Genomic DNA, 18,331 nt, shown 5'->3' on the forward strand with positions numbered 1-18,331 from the left:
CGAGCCAGCCGCGGCCCCCGCGCGCGCGAGCTCGGGGAGCGCGAGCGTGCGCACCGCCTCTTCACCAGGAGCGCTGCTCGAGACGAGAGAGCTCAACGGCGTATCCGGCTCGACGCTCAGGCAGCCTTGCTGCCTATCCTTGCTCGATGGCATCGTCCCCCGCGCCCCGTCCGGCATCGCCGCTCTGGAGGCCCGGACGGCTCCCTTCCCCACAATCTCAGTTCACTCGACGTTCCAGCGATTTCCGCGCAATGGTCTTGTTGGTCGTGGCACCCTGTTATTGCAGTCGCGCCTCGGGTGAGCAACCTGGCCGACGGGCAGACCGCGACCCCGGGCGGCGCGCCGACCCGCCGTGGCAGCATGTACAACGCGGGGCAGCGACGCTCCTCATCGGTCGGCCGTGTCGCGTGGTTCGACAGCCGAGTCCGGCCGAGTTCAAGGAGCAGCCGCGCGGGCTGCGTCGACGCGGCGCAGACAGGCCCGCTGGTGGGCTCGAGCGGTGGCATCGGGCACGCGGAAGAGCTCAATCCTCCGCTCGACGGGCATGCAGTAGGTCGTCGCAGTCCACAGCTTCGGATCATCGACGCCGTGAAGCGGCACGAGGTCGGTCCACACCCGCGCGACCTTGTCATCGGACCCAGTGACGATGCGCTTGCCATCGGGGCTAAACGCCACGCTGTTGACCGGGGAATCGGAGCTGCGAAGGACCAAGGCCTCGCCCCTGCCATCCGCATTCCATATCCGCACCGTGTGGTCCCGGGACGCGGTGACGATGCGGTTGCCGTCGGGGCTGAACGCCGCCGAACTGACCCAGTGCTCGTGACCACGCAGGACCAGGGGCTCGCCCGTACCGTCGGCGTTCCACACGCGAGCGGTCTTGTCCCATGACCCCGTGACGATGCGCTTGCCGTCGGGGCTGAACGTCGCCGAAAAGACCGGACCCTCGTGACCACGCAGGACCAGGAGCTCGCCTGTGCCATCCGCGCTCCACACACGTACGGTCTTGTCCCATGACCCCGTGACGATGCGCTTGCCGTCGGGGCTGAATACCGCCGAAACGACCGGATCCTCGTGACCGCGAAGCACCAAGGGATCGCCCACGCCATCCGCGCTCCACACACGTACGGTCTTGTCCCATGACGCCGTGACGATGCGCTTGCCGTCGGGGCTGAACGCCGCCGAAAAGACCGGATCCCCGTGACCGCGAAGCACCAAGGGATCACCCACGCCATCCGCGCTCCACACACGTACGGTCTTGTCCCCTGACGCCGTGACGATGCGCTTGCCGTCGGGGCTGAACGCCGTCGAAAAGACGGGGGCCTTGTGACCGCGCAGCGCCAAGGGATCGCCCACGCCATCCGCGCTCCACACGCGTACAGTCCTGTCCAACGACGCTGTGACGATGCGCTCGCCGTCGGGGCTGAATTCCGCCGAAACGACCGGATCCTTGTGACCGCGAAGCACGACGGGATCGCCCACCCCATCCGCGCTCCACACGCGCGCGGTCCTGTCCAACGACGCGGTGACGATGCGCTTGCCGTCGGGGCTAAACACCGCCGAGTAGACGACATCGTCGTGGCCACGAAGGATCAACGGCTCGCCGATTCCATCCGCGTTCCACACGCGCGCGGTCCTGTCCAACGACGCGGTGACGATGCGCTTGCCGTCGGGGCTGAACGCCGCCCAAGAGACCTGCTCCTCATTACCGCGGAGGACAAGGGGCGCGCCGATTCCATCCGCGTTCCACACACGCGCGGTCCTGTCCAAGGACGCGGTGACGATGCGCTTGCCGTCGCGGCTGAACGCCGCCGAATAGAGCCCCTCCTCGTGACCACGGAGGACCAATGGCTCGCCCGTGCCATCCGCATTCCACACGCGAGCGGTCCTGTCCAAGGACGCGGTGACGATGCGCTTGCCGTCGCGGCTGAACGCCGCCGAATGGACAGGGGCTTCATGACCCCGGAAGACCTGGGGTTCGCCCGTACCATCCGCGTTCCATACCCGCACGGTTTTATCCCAGGAGGCGGTGACGATGCGCTTGCCGTCGGGGCTGAACGCCACCGAATGGACAGGGGCTTCATGACCCCGGAAGACCTGGGGTTCGCCCGTACCATCCGCGTTCCACACACGCGCCGTCTTGTCATGCGACGCCGTCGCGATGCGCTGTCCGTCAGGGCTGAACACCGCTGAACGAACGACGCTCTCGTGACCTCGGAAGACCAGGGGCTCGCCCGCACCATCCGCGTTCCACACACGCACGGTCTTATCCCAGGATGCGGTCACGATGCGCTCGCCGTCAGGACTGTAGCTCGCACATACGACGCCGTCCGGATGGGTGAGCATCACGCGAGCGACCCAGCTGTGCAGCGCCCAACCCGCAAGAGCGGCCCATCCTCGTGGCACATCGGGCGCCTCGACCTCGCGCAAGATCGCGAGCACGGTCGTAGGATCGGCTTGCAGCTCGCGCGCTGCAGCCATGCGGGTGGCATTGCGCGCCTGAAGGGCTTCGGTCTGCGCATGCTCCGCTTCCTTTTCGGCGCGGAGCGCCAGGTAAGACACGATGAGCGCGATCACAACGAGCGCGGCGATCACGCCCATCGCAAGCCGCCGCCGCAAGCGCTGCGCGCGCTCGGCGAGGGTCACGACGGCCAGCAGATAGCGCTCCTCCCTCTTGCCGAGCCCGACGCGCCACTCGGCGCCCTGCGCAGCGCTGCGGCGCTCGTACCATGCTCGGGCCTCCTGGGCCGCGCGGTCGCGCCAGAGCAGCCCCTCGGCGCGCCCGCCCGCCTCCCACTGCTGGGCCGCGGCTCGGAGCCGGGCCAAGAGCTGCGCGTCTTGCTCGCTCTCCGCAAGCCACTGCCTGAGCCGCGCCCACGTTTCGATCAAGGACTCATGGACCAGCTCCACGGTCGTGCCCTCGCGCTCGCCGCTGGTCTCGATCAGCAGCAGCCGCGCACCGGCCAGGTGCTGGACCACCTGCGGGATCGCCAGAAGCGCCCCCTCCTCACTGCCCGCAGCGCCACCGTAAAGCTCGTCCAGGCTCACCACCGCGCGCGTGCGCTCGGGGGTGACCAGGCGCACGAGCACCGCACGGGCCAGCCGCTGCTCGCGTGCCGGCAGCGCCGAGAGCACCGCGTCCGCGTGCCCGGACAGGGCGCCAGCCACGCCGCCCAGCCTCTCGTAGCTGTCTCGCGTCAAGAGCCGGCGCTCGCGATCCCGCGCCTCCCACAGCTTCGCGGCCGTGAACTGCAAGAGCGGCAGCGGGCTGTGCGTGCTCTCGAGCGTGCCCAGCATGTCCTCGACCATCTCCGCGGTCTCGAAGCGATGACCAGCCGCCTCCAGCGGCCTCGTCAACGCGTTTCGCAGGCCGTCGCGCCCCATCGGCGGCAACAGGCTGAGGCCGCGTGTCACATCGCCCATGAAATCGTGTTCATCGGCGATTCGATCAAGAAAATCTGAGCGAATGGCGAGCAGGACGCGCAGGGGCGACGACGCGTCGTCGGCCACGCCTTCCAGACAGGCGACGAACGCAGCTCTCTCCTCGGGCGCTACGCCGAGAGTATAGAGCTCTTCGAATTGATCGACGAAGAGCAGGACATGATGCCTCGTCCCCTCGCGGCGGCAGCGCGCTCGCAACCGAACACCCAGGTGGCCCGGCTGCGCGCGCAAGGTGGCGACGATCCCGTCGTGCTCGGCGACCTCGAGCTCGGCCACCTGCACGAGCACATCGACGAGCGCCGACAGCGGCCGGCGCCCTGGTCGCACGATGAACGTCTCCCACCGCTCGCTGCCGCGCTTCAACGCAGGGATCACCCCCGCGCGCACGAGCGACGATTTGCCCGCCCCGGAGGGACCGGCGACCGTGACCAGCGGCTGGTAGCGCAGCCGCGCTGTCATGGCGGCGACATCGCGATCGCGACCGAAGAACCGCGCGGTATCCGACTCCTGGAACGCCGATAGCCCTGCGAACGGGCTCTCTCCCTCGCCGAGCTCGGGCCCTTTTCGGCTGGGCAGCAGCGCCTCCAGCTCGGCGAGCAGCTCCTTGGCAGAGCCGATCCGCTCTTGCTTCCGCTTCTCGAGGCACCGGACGACCAGATCGCTGAGCGCGCCCACGTCCGGGCGCCGAGCGCTGACGGGAGGCATTGGGACATCCAAGTTCACGATGTCCGTGAGCCGCGCGACCGAGAACGGGTCGAGCGGGTGCGCCCCCACGAGCAGCGTGTACAGCAGGATGCCCACGGCCCAGAGGTCGCTGCGAGGATCCACGTCCCCGCCCAGCAGCTGCTCGGGCGACATGTAGGCCGGCGTACCGATGATCGCGCTCCGATGGCCCAGATCACCGCCTCCCGCGAGCGCCGCCCGCGCCCCCGTGATCGTCGACATCATCTGAACATCGAGCTGCTTGGCAATGCCGAAGTCGAGCACCTTGATACATCCTGCGTCATCGATCAGGATGTTCTCCGGCTTCAGATCGCGATGCACGATCCCGAGCTCGTGCGCGCAGACCAGCGCGCGGACCACCGGGATCATCAGCTCGACCACCTGGCCGGGCGACATCGGGCCGGACGGCCCTATCGCGGCGAGCGGCCCTGGCGCGCTCGGGTGCTCGCGCTGGGTCAGCCATTCGCTCAGCGTGCGGCCCTTGATGTACTCGAGCACCAGGTACGGGTGTCCGCGGATCTCGTCCACCTCGTGGATCACCACGATGTTCTCGTGACGGCAGCGCGCCGTGGCCCGCGCCTCGGCCAGAAGGCGCTCGCTCCCTTGCCCGCTGTGCTCGCTCAGGAGCTTGATCGCGACAAGGCGCCCGAGCTTGGTGTCTCGCGCCAGGTACACGCTCCCCATGCCGCCCCGGCCCAGCTTGCGGATGATCTCGTAATGCTTGATCGTGCCGCCTGCGTCCGGTAGCACGGAGTCCAGAGCACACTCCGCTAGCGTCGCTCCCGCCAGCATCTTCCCATCTTGCGCCGGCAGCAGCGCGGCCTCCTGCGCTCGCTCCTCGGGCACCAGGTCGGCCGCGTCCTCCGTGGGCGCCATCCCGGCGAGCGCGAGCGTACGCACGGCCGCTTCACCAGGAGCTCCGCTCGCGCCAGGAGCTCCGCTCGCGATCGTGTGGTCCGGCCGTCGCCGCACCAGAATCTCGGAATCTCCGCTCGCCCCTTCTCCTCTCGGCTCCAGCTCCTCCCGCCCGTTGCCCTCCACGCTGGCCGCACGTCCGGGCACGAGCTCGAAGACGGCATAGAGCCGCCCCTCGCCAGCGTGCCCCCAGTCGATGGGCCAGCCGATGCGGGGGTGGTGGAGCCGCGTGCAACAGCGCATCTCCCGCAGGAATCGCGCCAGGCCACGCCGCACCAGATGCGCGCCAGCGCCGTCCCGCGCCATGCGCAGGATCTGAACGACGATCGGCTGACCGCTCTCGATCAGCCGCCCCTTGTAGACTGCCGCTCGGCGGCTCGCCCGGAAGCATGACAAGATCTCGTAGCGGCCCTGGAACACCATCCCTGGCGCGAGGATCCGCCGGCTCATCCTGGCCCCTCCGCTCGCCGCCACCTCGCTCGCCAGCTTCAGGCGAAACATCCTCACCCCGCATCGACAAGCAGCGATCCCAACGGTCGAGCTTGTCGCCCCTCCCTGACGAGAGAGCTCGACGCCATACCCGATCCCATGCTCAGGCAGCCTCGCTGCCTGTCCTCAATGATCTATAGCATCGCCCCCACGCATCGCCCGACATCGACGCTCCCGACGTCTCGACGGGTCTCTTTCCGACAATCTCCGACCCCCCGACGCTCTCGCGCTTTCCTCGCCAGACGCAGCATGGACCTGCGAGCAGCGCCAGAGCCCGCTGCTTCATGGCCGCGCTCACGCGCTCGACGCAGCGACGCTCGTCATCGGCCGGCCGTGCCGCGCAGCCGGCCCCCCGAATCCGCCTGCCCCCTCGGCGCGGCCGCGCGGACAGCGGCGACCTGCCGCAGACAGGCCTCCTGGCTCGCCCGGGCGGCCGACTCGGGCACACGAAGGAGCTCGATCCTCCGCTCGACGGGCATGCAGTAGGTCGTCGCCGTCCACAGCTTCGGGTCATCGACGCCGCGCAGCGGCTCGAGGTCGGTCCACACCCGCGCGACCTTGTCGTCGGACCCGGTGACGATGCGCTTGCCATCGGGGCTGTACGCCACCGCGTTGACGGACGCATCGGACCCGCGCAGCACCAGGGGCTCGCCCGTGCCGTCGGCATTCCATATCCGCGTCGTCTTGTCGTCGGACGCGGTCACGACATACTTGCCATCAGGGCTGAACACCGCAGCATTGACCAGGTGCTCATGACCACGCAGGACCACGGGCTTGCCTGTGCCGTCGGCGTTCCACACCCGCGCCGTCTTGTCCCACGACGCCGTGACGATGCGCTTGCCGTCAGGGCTGAACGCCGCCGATACGACCCAACGATCGTGCCCTCGCAGGACCACGGGCTCGCCCGTGCCATCGGCGCTCCACACACGCGCCGTGTTGTCATACGAGGCGGTGACGATGCGCTCGCCGTCAGGGCTGAACGCCGCCGAACGCACCCTGTCCGCGTGACCACGGAGCGTCACGGGCTCTCCAGACACGTCGGCGTTCCACACACGCGCCGTCTTGTCGAAGGACGCCGTGACGATGCGCTTGCCGTCAGGGCTGAACGCCGCCGAACGCACCCTGTCCGCGTGGCCACGGATCACCAGCGGTTCCCCCGAGCCGTCGGCGTTCCACACACGCGCCGTCTTGTCGTCGGACGCGGTGACGACGCGCTTGCCGTCAGGGCTGAACGCCGCCGAGAACACCTCCCCCTCGTGGCCACGGAGGATCACGGGCGCCCCCGCGACCTCGGCGTTCCACACACGCGCCGTCCTGTCCCACGACGCCGTGACGATGCGCTTGCCATCCGGGCTGAACGCAGCCGAGGAGACGGAATCCTCGTGACCACGGAGGCTGAGGGGCTCACCCGTGCTCTCGGCGTTCCACACCCGCGCCGTCTTGTCATAAGACGCCGTGACGATGCGCCTGCCGTCGGCGCTGAACACCGCAGAGTAGACCCGATCCTGGTGGCCGCGCAGGATCCGAGACTCCCCCGACCCGTCGGCGTTCCACACCCGCGCCGTCTTGTCCCACGACGCCGTGACGATCCGCTCGCCATCCGGGCTGAACGCCGCCGAGTAGACGACGTCCTCGTGGCCGCGCAGGATCCGGGGCTCGCCCGACCCATCGGCGTTCCACACCCGCGCCGTCTTGTCCCACGACGCCGTGACGACGCGCTTGCCATCCGGGCTGAACGCCGCCGAGTAGACGGCATCCTCGTGACCGGGCAGGACCACCGGCTCGCCCGTGCCGTCCGCCTTCCACACCCGCGCGGTCCGGTCGAACGACGATGTCACGATGCGCCCGCCGTCGAGGCTGAACGCCGCGAAATAGACCGGCTCCGCATGACCCCGAAGGACGACGAGCGCGCCCGTGCCGTCCGCCTTCCACACCCGCGCGGTCCGGTCGAACGACGCCGTCACGATGCGCCCGCCATCGGGGCTGAACGCCGCCGAATAGACCCCCTCCTCGTGACCGCGGAGGACGAGCGGCTCGCCCGCACCCGCCGTGCTCCACACCCGCGCGGTCCTGTCGTCCGACGCCGTCACGATGCGCTTGCCGTCGGGGCTGAACGCCACCGAGTTGATCGGCGCGTCATGGCCATGAAGGACCAGCGGCTCGCCCGTGCCATCCGCGTTCCACACGCGCACGGCCCTGTCCGCGCAGATCGTCGCGATGTGCTTGCCGTCGGGGCTGAACGCCGCGCGGATGACGAAATCCGGATGGGTGAGCACCACGCGCGCGACCCAGCTGTGCAGCGCCCAGCGCGCGAGGGTGGCCCACCCGCGCGGCACCTCGGGCGGCTCGACCTCCCGCAAGAGCGCCAGCACCGTCGTGGGATCGGATTGCAGCTCGCGCGCCGCGGCCATGCGGGTGGCATTGCGCGCCAGGAGCGCGTCCGCCTGCGCGCGGATCGCCAGGTACGACACCATGACCGCGAACGCGCTGAGCGTCGCGATCACGCCCACGGCAAGCTGCCGTCGCAAGCGCCGCGCGCGCTCGGCGAGCTCCACGACGGCCAGGAGATAGCGCTCCTCGCGCTTGCTCAGCCCCGCTCGCCCGTCGGCGCCCTGCGCGGCGCGCCGGCGCTCGTACCACGCCCTCGCGTCCTGGGCCGCGCGGTCGCGCCAGAGCAGCCCCTCGGCCCAGCCGCTCGCCTCCCACTGCTGCGCCGAGGCGCGCAGCCGGGCCAGGAACTGCGCGTCTTGCTCGCCCTCGGCGAGCCACTGCCGGAGCTTGGGCCACCGCTCGATCAGCGACTCGTGCACCAGCTCCACCGTCGTGCCCTCGCGCTCGCCCCCGGTCTCGATCAGCAGCAGCCGCGCACCGGCCAGGTGCTGGACCACCTGCACGATCGCCTCGCCCGCAGGACCCCTGCCGTTCTGCGCCACCCCATGGAGCTCCTCCAGGCTGACCACCGCGCGCGTGCGCTCGGGCGTGACCAGGCGCACGAGCACCGCGCGGGCCAGCCGCTGCTCGCGCGCCGGCAGCGCCGAGAGCACCGCGTCCGCGTGCCCGGACAGGGCGCCGGCCACGCCGCCCAGCCGCTCGTAGCTGTCTCTCGTCAGCAGCCGGTGCTCGCGATCCCGCGCCTCCCACAGCTTCGCGGCCGTGAACTGCAAGAGCGGCAGCGGGCTCCGCGTGCTCTCCAGCGTGCCCAGCATGTCCTCGATCATCTCGGGCGTCTCGAAGCGATGACCGGCCGCCTCCAGCGGCCTCGTCAGCGCGTCGCGCAGGCCGTCGCGCCCCATCGGCGGCAGCAGCGACAGGCCGCGCGTCACGTCGATCACGAAATCGTGATCATCGGCCATGTGATCGAGGAAATCCGAGCGGACGGCGAGCAGCACACGCAGGGGTGATGACGCGTCGTCGGCCACGCCTTCCAGGCAGGCCACGAACGCGGCCCGCTCCTCGCGGCTGGCGCCAAGCGTGTACAGCTCCTCGAACTGATCGACGAAGAGCAGGACATGGTGCCTCGTCCCCTCGCGGCGACAGCGCGCGCGCAGCCGAGCGCCCAGGTGCCCCGGCTGCGCGCGCAGCGTGGCGACGATCCCATCGTGGTCCGCGAGCTCGGGCGGCCCGGCCCCCGTGCTGGCCACCTCGGACTCGGCCACCTGCACGAGCACATCGACGAGCGCCGACAGCGGCCGGCGCCCCGGCCGCACGATGAACGTCTCCCACCGCTCACTGGAGCGCTTCAACGCAGGGATCACCCCCGCGCGCACGAACGACGACTTGCCCGCCCCCGACGGCCCGACGACCGTGAGGAGCGGCTGGTAGCGCAGCCGCGTCGTCGTGGCGGCGATCTGGCGATCGCGGCCGAAGAAGCGCGGCGCGTCCGACTCCTGGAACGCGGACAGCCCGGCGAACGGGCTCTCGTCGTCGCCCAGCTCGAGCGCCTTTCGACCGGGCAGCAGCGCCTCCAGCTCCGCGAGCAGCTCCTTGGCCGAGCCGATGCGCTCGTGCTTGCGCTTCTTCAAGCACCGATCGACAAGGTCGCCGAGCGCGCCCACGTCCGGGCGCCGCGCGCTCACGCGCGGCATGGGGAGATCGAGCTTCACGATGTCCGCGAGCCGCGCGACCGAGAACGGGTCGAGCGGGTGCGTCCCCACGAGCAGCGTGTACAGCAGGATGCCCACGGCCCAGAGGTCGCTGCGAGGATCCACGTCCCCGCCCAGCAGTTGCTCGGGCGACATGTACGCCGGCGTGCCGATGAGCCCGCTCCGGTGGCCATCGCCGTTGCCTCGCGCGAGCGTCGCCTGCGTGCCCGTGAGCGTCGACATCACCCTGGCGTCGAGCTGCTTCGCGATCCCGAAGTCGAGCACCTTGATGCTCCCTGCGTCGTCGATGAGGATGTTCTCCGGCTTCAGATCGCGGTGCACGATCCCGAGCTCGTGCGCGCAGACCAGCGCGCGAACCACAGGGATCATCAGCTCCACCACCTGGCCGGGCGACATCGGGCCGGACGGCCCTATCGCGGCGAGCGGCCCTGGCGCGCTCGGGTGCTCGCGCTGGGTCAGCCATTCGCTCAGCGTGCGGCCCTTGATGTACTCGAGCACCAGGTACGGGTGTCCGCGGATCTCGTCCACCTCGTGGATCACCACGATGTTCTCGTGACGGCAGCGCGCCGTGGCCCGCGCCTCGTCCAGGAAGCGCTCGTTTCCTTGTCCGCTGAACTCGAGCAGCAGCTTGATCGCGACGAGGCGCCCGAGCTTCGTGTCGCGGGCCAGGTACACGATCCCCATGCCGCCCCGGCCCAGCTTGCGGATGATCTCGTAGTGCTTGATCGTGCCGCCGATGTCCGGCAGCGCGGAGCCCGGACCGCGCCCCGTCGGCGCCGCTCCCCCCACCGTGGTTGCGCCGTGCGCGTCGTGCGCGTCGTGTACCGACGGCGCTGCGGCCTCGCGCGCTCGCTCCTCGGGCGTCGCGCCGGCCGACGCCTCCGTGGGTGCCAGGCCGGCGAGCGCGAGCGTGGTCTCGGCCGGTTCGCCACGCTCGCCGCGCATTCCGCTCGATCCCGGCCGGCCCGGCTGTCTCTGCTCCCGGGCCTCGGCGTCGCGGCGCGGGGTCTCCTCGAGCGTCGCCTGCGGCAGGGTCGCGCCGAGCGCATGCTGCTGCAGGTCGTCCTGCGAGGGCATCACCTCCCGCAGGGTGTGTCCCGGCATGAGCTCGAAGACGGTATAGAGCCGCCCCTCGCCGGCATGCCCCCAGTCGACGGGCCGGACGATCGGAGCGTGGTGGAGCCGCGTGCCAGAGCGCATCTCCCGCAGGAACCGCGAGATGGAGCGCCGCGCATGGTGCCCGCCGTCTCCATCGCGAGGCAGATGGAGGATCTGGAGGACGATCGGCCGACCGCCCCCGATGCGCCGGCCCCTGTAAACGACGGTTCGGCCGCTCGCTCGGCAGCAGGACAGGATCTCATAGCGACCCTGGAACACCGTCCCTGGCGCGAGGGTCTCGCGGCTCATCCTGGCCCCTCCGATCGCTGCCACGCCCGCGCGGCGGCTCCGGGTGAAACGTCCCCACCCCCTGTCGACACGCAACGCTCCCGAATGTCGAGCTCGTCGCGCCGCTCTGGCGAGAGAACCCGATGGCGTACCCGGACCGATGCTCAAGCAGCCAACCGTCGCTGCCTGTTGGAAGGTTCTATAGCATACCCCCCCACATCGTCCGGTGTCGGCGCCTCGGATGCGTCAGCCCCTCTCCTTCACACAAGGGCTCCCGTCGTTCTCCTCCTTTTCTTCCGCCATTTCAGGCCGCTCGGCATTGCGGCAATTCCCAGGCACCGAGCCGTGGCACACGCGAGGAGCCGGGCTGTGGCTCAGGCGACGAGCCCAGTCAGCGCTCGGGTGACGAGCCCAGTCATCGCTCAGACTGAGGCGAGGAGACGGGCTGTGGCTCAGGCGAGGAGACGGGCTGTGGCTCGGGCGAGGAGACGGGCTGTGGCTCAGGCGACGGGCCCAGGGAGGGCTCAGGCGACGAGCCCGAATCGTGGTTCAGGCGAAGAACCGAGTCGTGGCGCGGGCGACGAGCCCAGTGGACGGGGCGAGTCTCCCTCGCAGCGCGGCCGCCTGCTCGCAGCGCGGCCGCCTGCACGCAGCCGTGCTCGTGCCGTGCGGGACGTTCCGCCGGGGACCTCCGAGCGCGACCTTTTGCTGGATACCGCAAACCATTGCGGAAGAGAGCAAGCGGTTGCGTAGCCGCGTCCGCGGCCTGGCGCCGCGCGGGCTCCCGTCACCCGCCACCGGTGTGGCCTGTGCGCCTGCGCGCGGGATCTGCGCTGGCAGCGTGAGCGCCGAGGGCGCCCGTCCGGCACCACGGCGGCCGAGGAGCGTCAGCCGAGCGGCGGCTCCGCGCCGGTGACCTCGCCCTCGGCGCCCTCGTCCTCGTCGAGTGGCACGTCCTCCTCGATCACCTCTCCGGCGGCCGCCGTGCGCCTCACGGCCGTGAGGCCGAGCTGGATCTGCGCCTTCACCGGGAAGACCTGCCGCAGCGTCGTCGCCCAGTCGTTGAACCAGCCCCGCAGGCCCTCGAGCCCCTCCCGTTGCTCCCGCCAGGCCCTCGCCAGCTCGGCCGCCGGCACCCGGGGCGGCTGCGCCTGCGCCCCGGCGCCGGCCTCGAGCTTCGCCAGCAGATCGCGCACCTGCTGCACCTTCGCCTCGGTCAGCCCGCGCGCCGCGAGCATCCTGTGGACCTTCTTCGCGTCGCCATCGCTGTTCCTGGCGAGCCCCTCCAGGCGGCGGAGGTACGTCCCGACCGACATGGTCACCGTCGACCCGAGCGGCTGCGGCTCCAGGTGCTTGAAGAACGCGGCCTCGAAGCCGTCGCGCCGCTCGCGCGCCACCACGCGGCGGATGATCGCGCGCGTGCGCGGGAACCACGTGTTCTCGAAGACGTCGACCTCCCGGAGCAGCTGCATCCGCTCGACGCCCTCGACGCCTCCGCCGCTCGCGGCCTCCACCGCGGCGTCCGCGAAGAGGTGCTCGAGCGGGCGCTGCTCGCCCGAGGCGAGCTTGAATAGCCGCCACCCCTCGCGGTGCTCGTTCGCCGCGTAGCCCTCGCGACGCGCCCACGCGATGAAGGGCGCGGCCTGGACGTTGACGAGGAACCGGAGAGCGCGACCCAGGAGATCCTGCTCGGCCGCGGTGAGCGCCAGCGGCAGGGACGCCTCGGAGGGCCCGGACGGCGCGGGCCGCGCTCCCGGATTCCGGGAAGCGCTCGCGAACTTCGCTTTCGGCATGTCGTTTCTCCTCGCTGGCGCTCGTGGACAGGGCTGGAGCGCTCAGCGGCGTCGGCCGATTGCAAGCTGCGCGCCAGCGGCCTCGTGGTGGACTGTCGCCGCGCGTTCACTAGGTTACGCCCCGCTCGAACAGCCCACCACGAGGCCGCTCTCCACCCGCTCCCAGGCGAGGAACCTGATGCAATCGAAGTTTGGAACCGATCTGACGACGGGCAGCATCCCGAGGCATATCGTGACGTTCTCGCTTCCGATGCTGATCGGGGGCTTCCTTCAGACGACCTACAGCTTCATCAACGCCATCTGGGTCGGTCAGTACCTGGGCACGGCGGCCCTGGCGGCCGTCACCGTGAGCTTCCCGATCATCTTCACCATCTTCGGCGTCGGGATGGGGATGACCCTGGCAACGAACATCCTCGTCTCGTGCCGGCGGCCGTCCAGCAGTCGGTGGTGGCGCTGGGCATGGTCGTCGTGACGGGGATCGTGAACGGGTTCGGGGAGGTCGCGACCGCCGCGTTCGGCGCGGCCTCGCGCATCGACCAGATCGCCTTCCTGCCGGCGATCAACATGGGGATGGCGATATCGACGCTCGCCGGGCAGAACCTGGGGGCGGGGCACCACGGCCGCGTGCGCGAGATCTTCGCGTGGGGGTGCGTGTTCAGCGGCGGCATGACGCTCCTCATCTCGGCGGTGGCGGTCGCGTTCCCCGAGGCGCTCCTCAGGGTGTTCATCACCGATCCGGCCGTCATCGAGCTCGGCGTGTCGTACCTGCACACGGTCGGCGCGTGCTACGTGTTCTTCGGCCTCACCTTCGTCAGCAACGGCATCATCAACGGCGCCGGCGCGACCATGATCACGACCGCGACGACGCTGCTCAGCCTCTGGGTCGTCCGCGCCCCGCTCGCGTACTGGCTCTCGCGCGAGCTGCGCAACGTGAAGGGCGTCTGGTACGCCATCGCGGCGAGCTTCGTCGTGTCGATGATCGCCGGCACGGCCTACTACGCCTCGGGGCGATGGAAGCGGGCCCTCGTCCAGAAGGCGCCTCCGGGCGACGCGGCGAGGCAGGCCGACCCCGCGCAGGCGTTTGCGAGCGAGGTCGGAGAGGCGTGAGGGCGGCGACGCGCGTGCGCGGACCGGCCGCCCTGCGCGGAGGCCTGGGGCTCGCAACTTGCTTCGCCGCCCCCCCCAGGGCACGCTGGACCCATGGGCCATCCCGCCGAGAAGCGCCGACGCGCGACGTACGCCGACATCGAGGCGGCGCCGCCGAACAAGGTGGCAGAGCTCCTCGGCGGCCAGCTTCACCTCTTCCCCCGGCCAGCGCCGCGGCACGCGCGCGCCGCGTCGAGCCTGGGCATCGAGCTCGGCGGTCCCTTCGATCACGGCAAGAACGGCCCGGGCGGCTGGTGGATCCTGGACGAGCCCGAGATCCACTTCCCCGATCCGGCCTCGCCAGGCAACGTGGATGTCGTCGTGCCGGATCTCGCCGGGTGGCGCCGGGAGCGCATGCCCGAGCTCCCCGACACGCCCTACTTCTCGCTCGCTCCGGACTGGATCTGCGAGGTCCTGAGCCCCTCGACCGAGCAGCACGATCGCAAGGAGAAGATGCCCGTCTACGCGCGCGAGGGCGTGCGGCACGTCTGGCTGATCGCGCCCCTCCAGCGGACCCTGGAGGTCTTCACGCTCGCCGCGGATCGCAGCTGGGCGCCGATCGCCACCCACCGCGACACCGCGAGCGTCCGCGCCACGCCCTTCCAGGCCATCGAGCTCGATCTCGCCGTTCTCTGGGCGACGTAGCGCCCACCTTCGGTCCACGGAGAGCGGAAGTCGGACGGCACGAGACAGAGATCCCGAGTCAGAGATCCCGAGTCAAAGAGCGCGACTCGGAGGGCTTGAGTCCGAGAGCTCGCCGTCCCCGCCCTCGCCGCCGTCCGGCCCCCGGAGCCGCGCCGAGAGCAGGCCGACGAGCTCCTGCGTCGAGAGCTTGCCGGCGGTGTCCTTGCCGCCGAGCACCTGCGCCACGAGCGAGCGCTTCTCCGCGTGCAGCGACAGCATCTTCTCCTCGATCGTCCCGAGCGCCACCAGGCGATAGATGGTGACCGGCCGCCGCTGGCCCAGGCGGTGCGCCCGGTCCGAGGCCTGATCCTCGACCGCGGGGTTCCACCAGGGGTCGAGGTGGATCACGTTGGTGGCCGCCGTGAGGTTGATGCCGAACCCCCCCGCCTTCAGCGAGATCAGAAAGAGCGGCGCCGACCCCTCCTGGAACTCGCGCACCCGCTCGGCCCGGGCCTTCCGGGGCGTCTCGCCGTCGAGGTAGACGTACGCGACGCCGCGCGCCTCGAGCGCCTCGCGCACCAGCGCGAGGTGCGACGTGAACTGGCTGAACACGAGCGCGCGCTGCCCCTCCGCGCACAGCTCCTCGACGAGCCCGAGGAAGCGCGCGAGCTTGGACGAGTCGAGCGTCGAGCGCGCGTCGTAGAGGCGCGGGTGCGACGCGAGCAGCCTGAGGCGCGTGAGCGCCGCCAGCACCTCGACGCGCCGCTCCTGCTCGCGCCGGACCGCCCGGGGCGTCTCGAGGTCGGACAGCGCCGCGAGGCGCGCGTCCTCGTACAGCTGCCACTCGGCGCCCGAGAGCACGACCGGCACGCGCACCTCGGTGCGCGCCGGCAGCTCGGCCTCCACCTGCGCCTTGGTCCGCCGGAGGAGGAACGGGGCGAGCACGCGCGCGAGCGCGGGCCCCGCGGCAGGGTCGATCTGGCGCTCGATCGGCATGGCGTAGCGGTCGCGGAACGCGTCCCAGCCGCCCAGGAGGCCGGGGAAGACGAGCGCGAAGAGGCTCCAGAGCTCGCCGAGGTGGTTCTCGATCGGCGTGCCCGAGAGCGCGAACGTGAAGTCCGCCTGGAGCGCCCTCGCGGCGCGGAAGCGCTGGGTGGTCGCGTTCTTCAGGCTCTGCGCCTCGTCGAAGACGACGGTGGCGAAGCGCCGCGCCGCGAGGCGCGCGGCGTCGCGCACGAGCAGGCCGTAGCTGAGCACCAGCACGTCGCCGGGGCCGAGCCGCGCGAGCGCGCCGTCGCGATCGGCCTCGTCCGCGTAGAGCGTGAGGCGGAGGGAGGGCGCGAAGCGCCGCGCCTCGTCCTGCCAGTTGAAGGCCACCGAGGTGGGCGCGACGACGAGCGCCGGCCCGCGCTCGCCGCGCTCGATCAGGACGGCGAGCGCCTGCACCGTCTTGCCGAGGCCCATGTCGTCGGCGAGCACGCCCCCCGCGCCCCAGGCCGCGAGCCGCACGAGCCAGCGGTACCCGTCGAGCTGGTAAGGGCGGAGCTCACCCGCGAGCGCCGCGGGCGCGGCGGGGCAGAGCTCGCCGGCGGCCACGACCCGCTCGACGAGCCCCCGGAACGCGCCGTCCGCCTCGATCGCGGCGCCGGCCCGCTCGAGCTCCCACAGCACCGCGGCGGCCGAGGGGCCCACCGAGAGGCCGTGCGGGGAGTCGTGGATGTGATCGGCCAGGCGCTCGAGGTGGGCGCGCAGGGCCTCGCCCAGCTCCACGTAGGTGGTGGCCTCGACCTGCACGTAGCGCTCGTGGCGGCGCGCCGAATCGAGCAGCCGGGCCAGCGCCACGCGCTCTCCCGCGACGCTCAGGCCGCCGAGGGCGCCGAACCACTCGCGCCGCTTCTCGAGGACGACCTTGAGCGCGCGGGGGCCCCCGTCGCCCACGACGCGCAGGGGCTCGCCGACCCACTCGAGCTCCGGGGGCGGCTCGCGCCGCGCGCAGGCCGCGAGCAGATCGAGCGCGCCCTGCGCGCTGGCAAAGCGGTAGTGGAACGGGCGATCCTCGAACGGCTCGGCCCCGGCGAGCGGGAGCTCGGCGGCGAGCGCGGCGGCGAAGTCCTGTTCCCGCCGCAGGTCGCGCACCGCGTGCAGGGCCCGGTCGCCGCGCCGCACGTGGACGTCGCGCGCGCCCGCGCCCGGCACGAGGGGCGGGGCGTCCGCGAGCGGCCGCACGCGCAGCTCGACCTCCACGGCGCCGCGGGGCTGGGCCGTGAGCCGCAGCACCGGGAGCAGCTCCGGCGGGACCGACTCGCCCATCACGCTGCGCGGCATGGCCACGGGCACGCGCAGCGCCCACCGCGAGAGCGCGGCGAGCAGCGCGCCGTGGCTCTCGGGCGGGAAGACGTCGCCCTCGCGCGCGAGCACGTCGAGCAGCGCCCGGATCTCGGCCTTGACGTCGAGCAGCGTGAGCCGCCGCGCGCCCTTGTCCCAGTCCCAGAGGAACAGCACCTCCTCGGGCCGGGCCCGGCGCGCGCGATCGAGCAGCGCAGAGGGCAGCGCCGTACCCTCGACGCCGGCGCTCACCCGCACGGCGCCGTGGCGCTCCTCGGCCACGACGCCCACCGGCGCGCGCTCGATGCGCACGGCGACGTCGGGCGCCTCGTCGAGGAAGAGGCGCGGGTGGCCGATGAGCGCGTCGAGCAGCGCCCGCGAGGCGAAGGCGTTGCCTTCGGGCAGGAGGGACGCGACGCGGGCGTCCTCGGGGGAGAGCTTTCCGCCGTGCTCCAGCAGGAGGCGCTTCTTGCCGAGCCGCGCCCCGGCGCCGCGCTGCGCCTTCTTGCCCAGCCGGTGGATCCAGGGCGCGACCACGACGCCGGCCGCCTCGACGACGTCCAGCCGGAAGGAGAGCTCGACGCCGCCGCGCGCCCCCGGGCCCTCGTCGAGGGCCCTGTCGAGCGCCAGCAAGGCGCGCTCCCAGGCGGGGCGGCCGAGCTCGTCGAGCGCCTGGAAGAAGGCCTCGCTCGGGGGCTGGCGGAGCCAGAGCAGCGCGGCGTCGATGGCCGCGAGCACGTGCACGCAGCCGGCCGCGCCGCAGTCGCACTCGGCGCGGAGGGCCCCGGGCGCGAGGGTCAGCCGCGCCTCCGGCCTGACGAAGCCGGCGCCCGCGCGGTGCGCCTCGAAGGGCCGCGGGTCGTCGAGGCGAAAGCCGGGGAGCGCGGCGTCGAACCGCAGCGCGGCGGCCCGGAGCGCTCGCTCGGGGCGCGGGGCCGCCGCCTCCGGCACGCGCGCGCGCAGCTCGCAGAGCCGCTCGTGCGCCGACAGGGCCCGCGGCTCGTCGGGCGGCCGCATCAGCGACGGCGCCGCGGCGCGCGCGAGCGCGGCGTCGTCGCGCTCGTCCTCCAGGAAGCGAGCGACGAGGGGCGGCAGGACGTCGCGGAGGCGCGAGGGCGCGAGCCACGCGAGCGCGCCCGCGAGCGACTCGACGCTCGCGAGGTCGATGAGGCGCCGCCGCGCGCCGAGGAGCTGGAGCTCGGGCCAGAGCGTGGGGTCGACGCGCGGCGCCACCGCCTCGAGGCTCAGCCGGGCCAGGTGCGCGACGCCGTGCTGCGCGAGCCAGGCGAGGAGGGCCGCGCGGGTCTCGAAGGGCGCCGCAGGGGCTACGGGGGGGACGGCCTGGGTGTCGCCGGGCATGACGGGCGGCGTAACGTCGTCGGTGCGAGG

Annotated in this window: 7 protein-coding genes; 3 read left to right on the plus strand and 4 right to left on the minus strand. The window is 71.8% G+C overall.

What is annotated here, in order from left to right; all coding sequences use genetic code 11:
- Positions 1-435: 435 nt before the first annotated feature.
- The 3 genes from WME73_RS25500 to WME73_RS25510 form a co-directional block, all read right to left on the minus strand.
- Positions 436-5,577: an nSTAND1 domain-containing NTPase gene (locus tag WME73_RS25500; RefSeq protein ID WP_437911203.1), complete on the minus strand. Its 5,142-nt coding sequence runs from the start codon at positions 5,575-5,577 to the stop codon at positions 436-438.
- A gap of 308 nt (positions 5,578-5,885) precedes the next feature.
- Positions 5,886-11,075 carry an nSTAND1 domain-containing NTPase gene (locus WME73_RS25505; RefSeq protein WP_437911204.1) on the minus strand — a complete coding sequence of 1,730 codons (5,190 nt, stop codon included), beginning with the start codon at positions 11,073-11,075 and terminating at the stop codon, positions 5,886-5,888.
- Between the two features lie 866 nt (positions 11,076-11,941).
- A complete protein-coding gene (locus WME73_RS25510; RefSeq protein ID WP_437911205.1) occupies positions 11,942-12,847 on the minus strand; it encodes a hypothetical protein in 906 nt (301 codons plus the stop codon).
- 178 nt (positions 12,848-13,025) lie between these two features.
- Here WME73_RS25510 and WME73_RS25515 point away from each other — a divergent pair, with 178 nt between their 5' ends.
- The 3 genes from WME73_RS25515 to WME73_RS25525 all read left to right on the plus strand — a co-directional run bounded on the left by WME73_RS25515 (position 13,026) and on the right by WME73_RS25525 (position 14,638).
- A complete protein-coding gene (locus tag WME73_RS25515; RefSeq protein WP_437738990.1) occupies positions 13,026-13,319 on the plus strand; it encodes an MATE family efflux transporter in 294 nt (97 codons plus the stop codon).
- Positions 13,268-13,954: an MATE family efflux transporter gene (locus tag WME73_RS25520; protein ID WP_437911206.1), complete on the plus strand. Its 687-nt coding sequence runs from the start codon at positions 13,268-13,270 to the stop codon at positions 13,952-13,954. The genes WME73_RS25515 and WME73_RS25520 overlap by 52 nt, the downstream gene beginning before the upstream one ends.
- Before the next feature lie 93 nt (positions 13,955-14,047).
- On the plus strand, positions 14,048-14,638 hold the full coding sequence (locus WME73_RS25525) for a Uma2 family endonuclease (protein WP_437911207.1): 591 nt from the start codon (positions 14,048-14,050) through the stop codon (positions 14,636-14,638).
- A 72-nt stretch (positions 14,639-14,710) separates the two neighbouring features.
- On the opposite strand, the gene WME73_RS25530 is transcribed toward WME73_RS25525, so the two are convergent.
- Positions 14,711-18,301, minus strand: coding sequence for an SNF2-related protein (locus WME73_RS25530; protein WP_437911208.1), 3,591 nt, complete (start codon positions 18,299-18,301; stop codon positions 14,711-14,713).
- Positions 18,302-18,331: the final 30 nt, after the last annotated feature.

The organism is Sorangium sp. So ce302, assembly GCF_051530145.1.
GTDB classification, from domain to species: domain Bacteria; phylum Myxococcota_A; class Polyangia; order Polyangiales; family Polyangiaceae; genus Sorangium; species Sorangium cellulosum_B.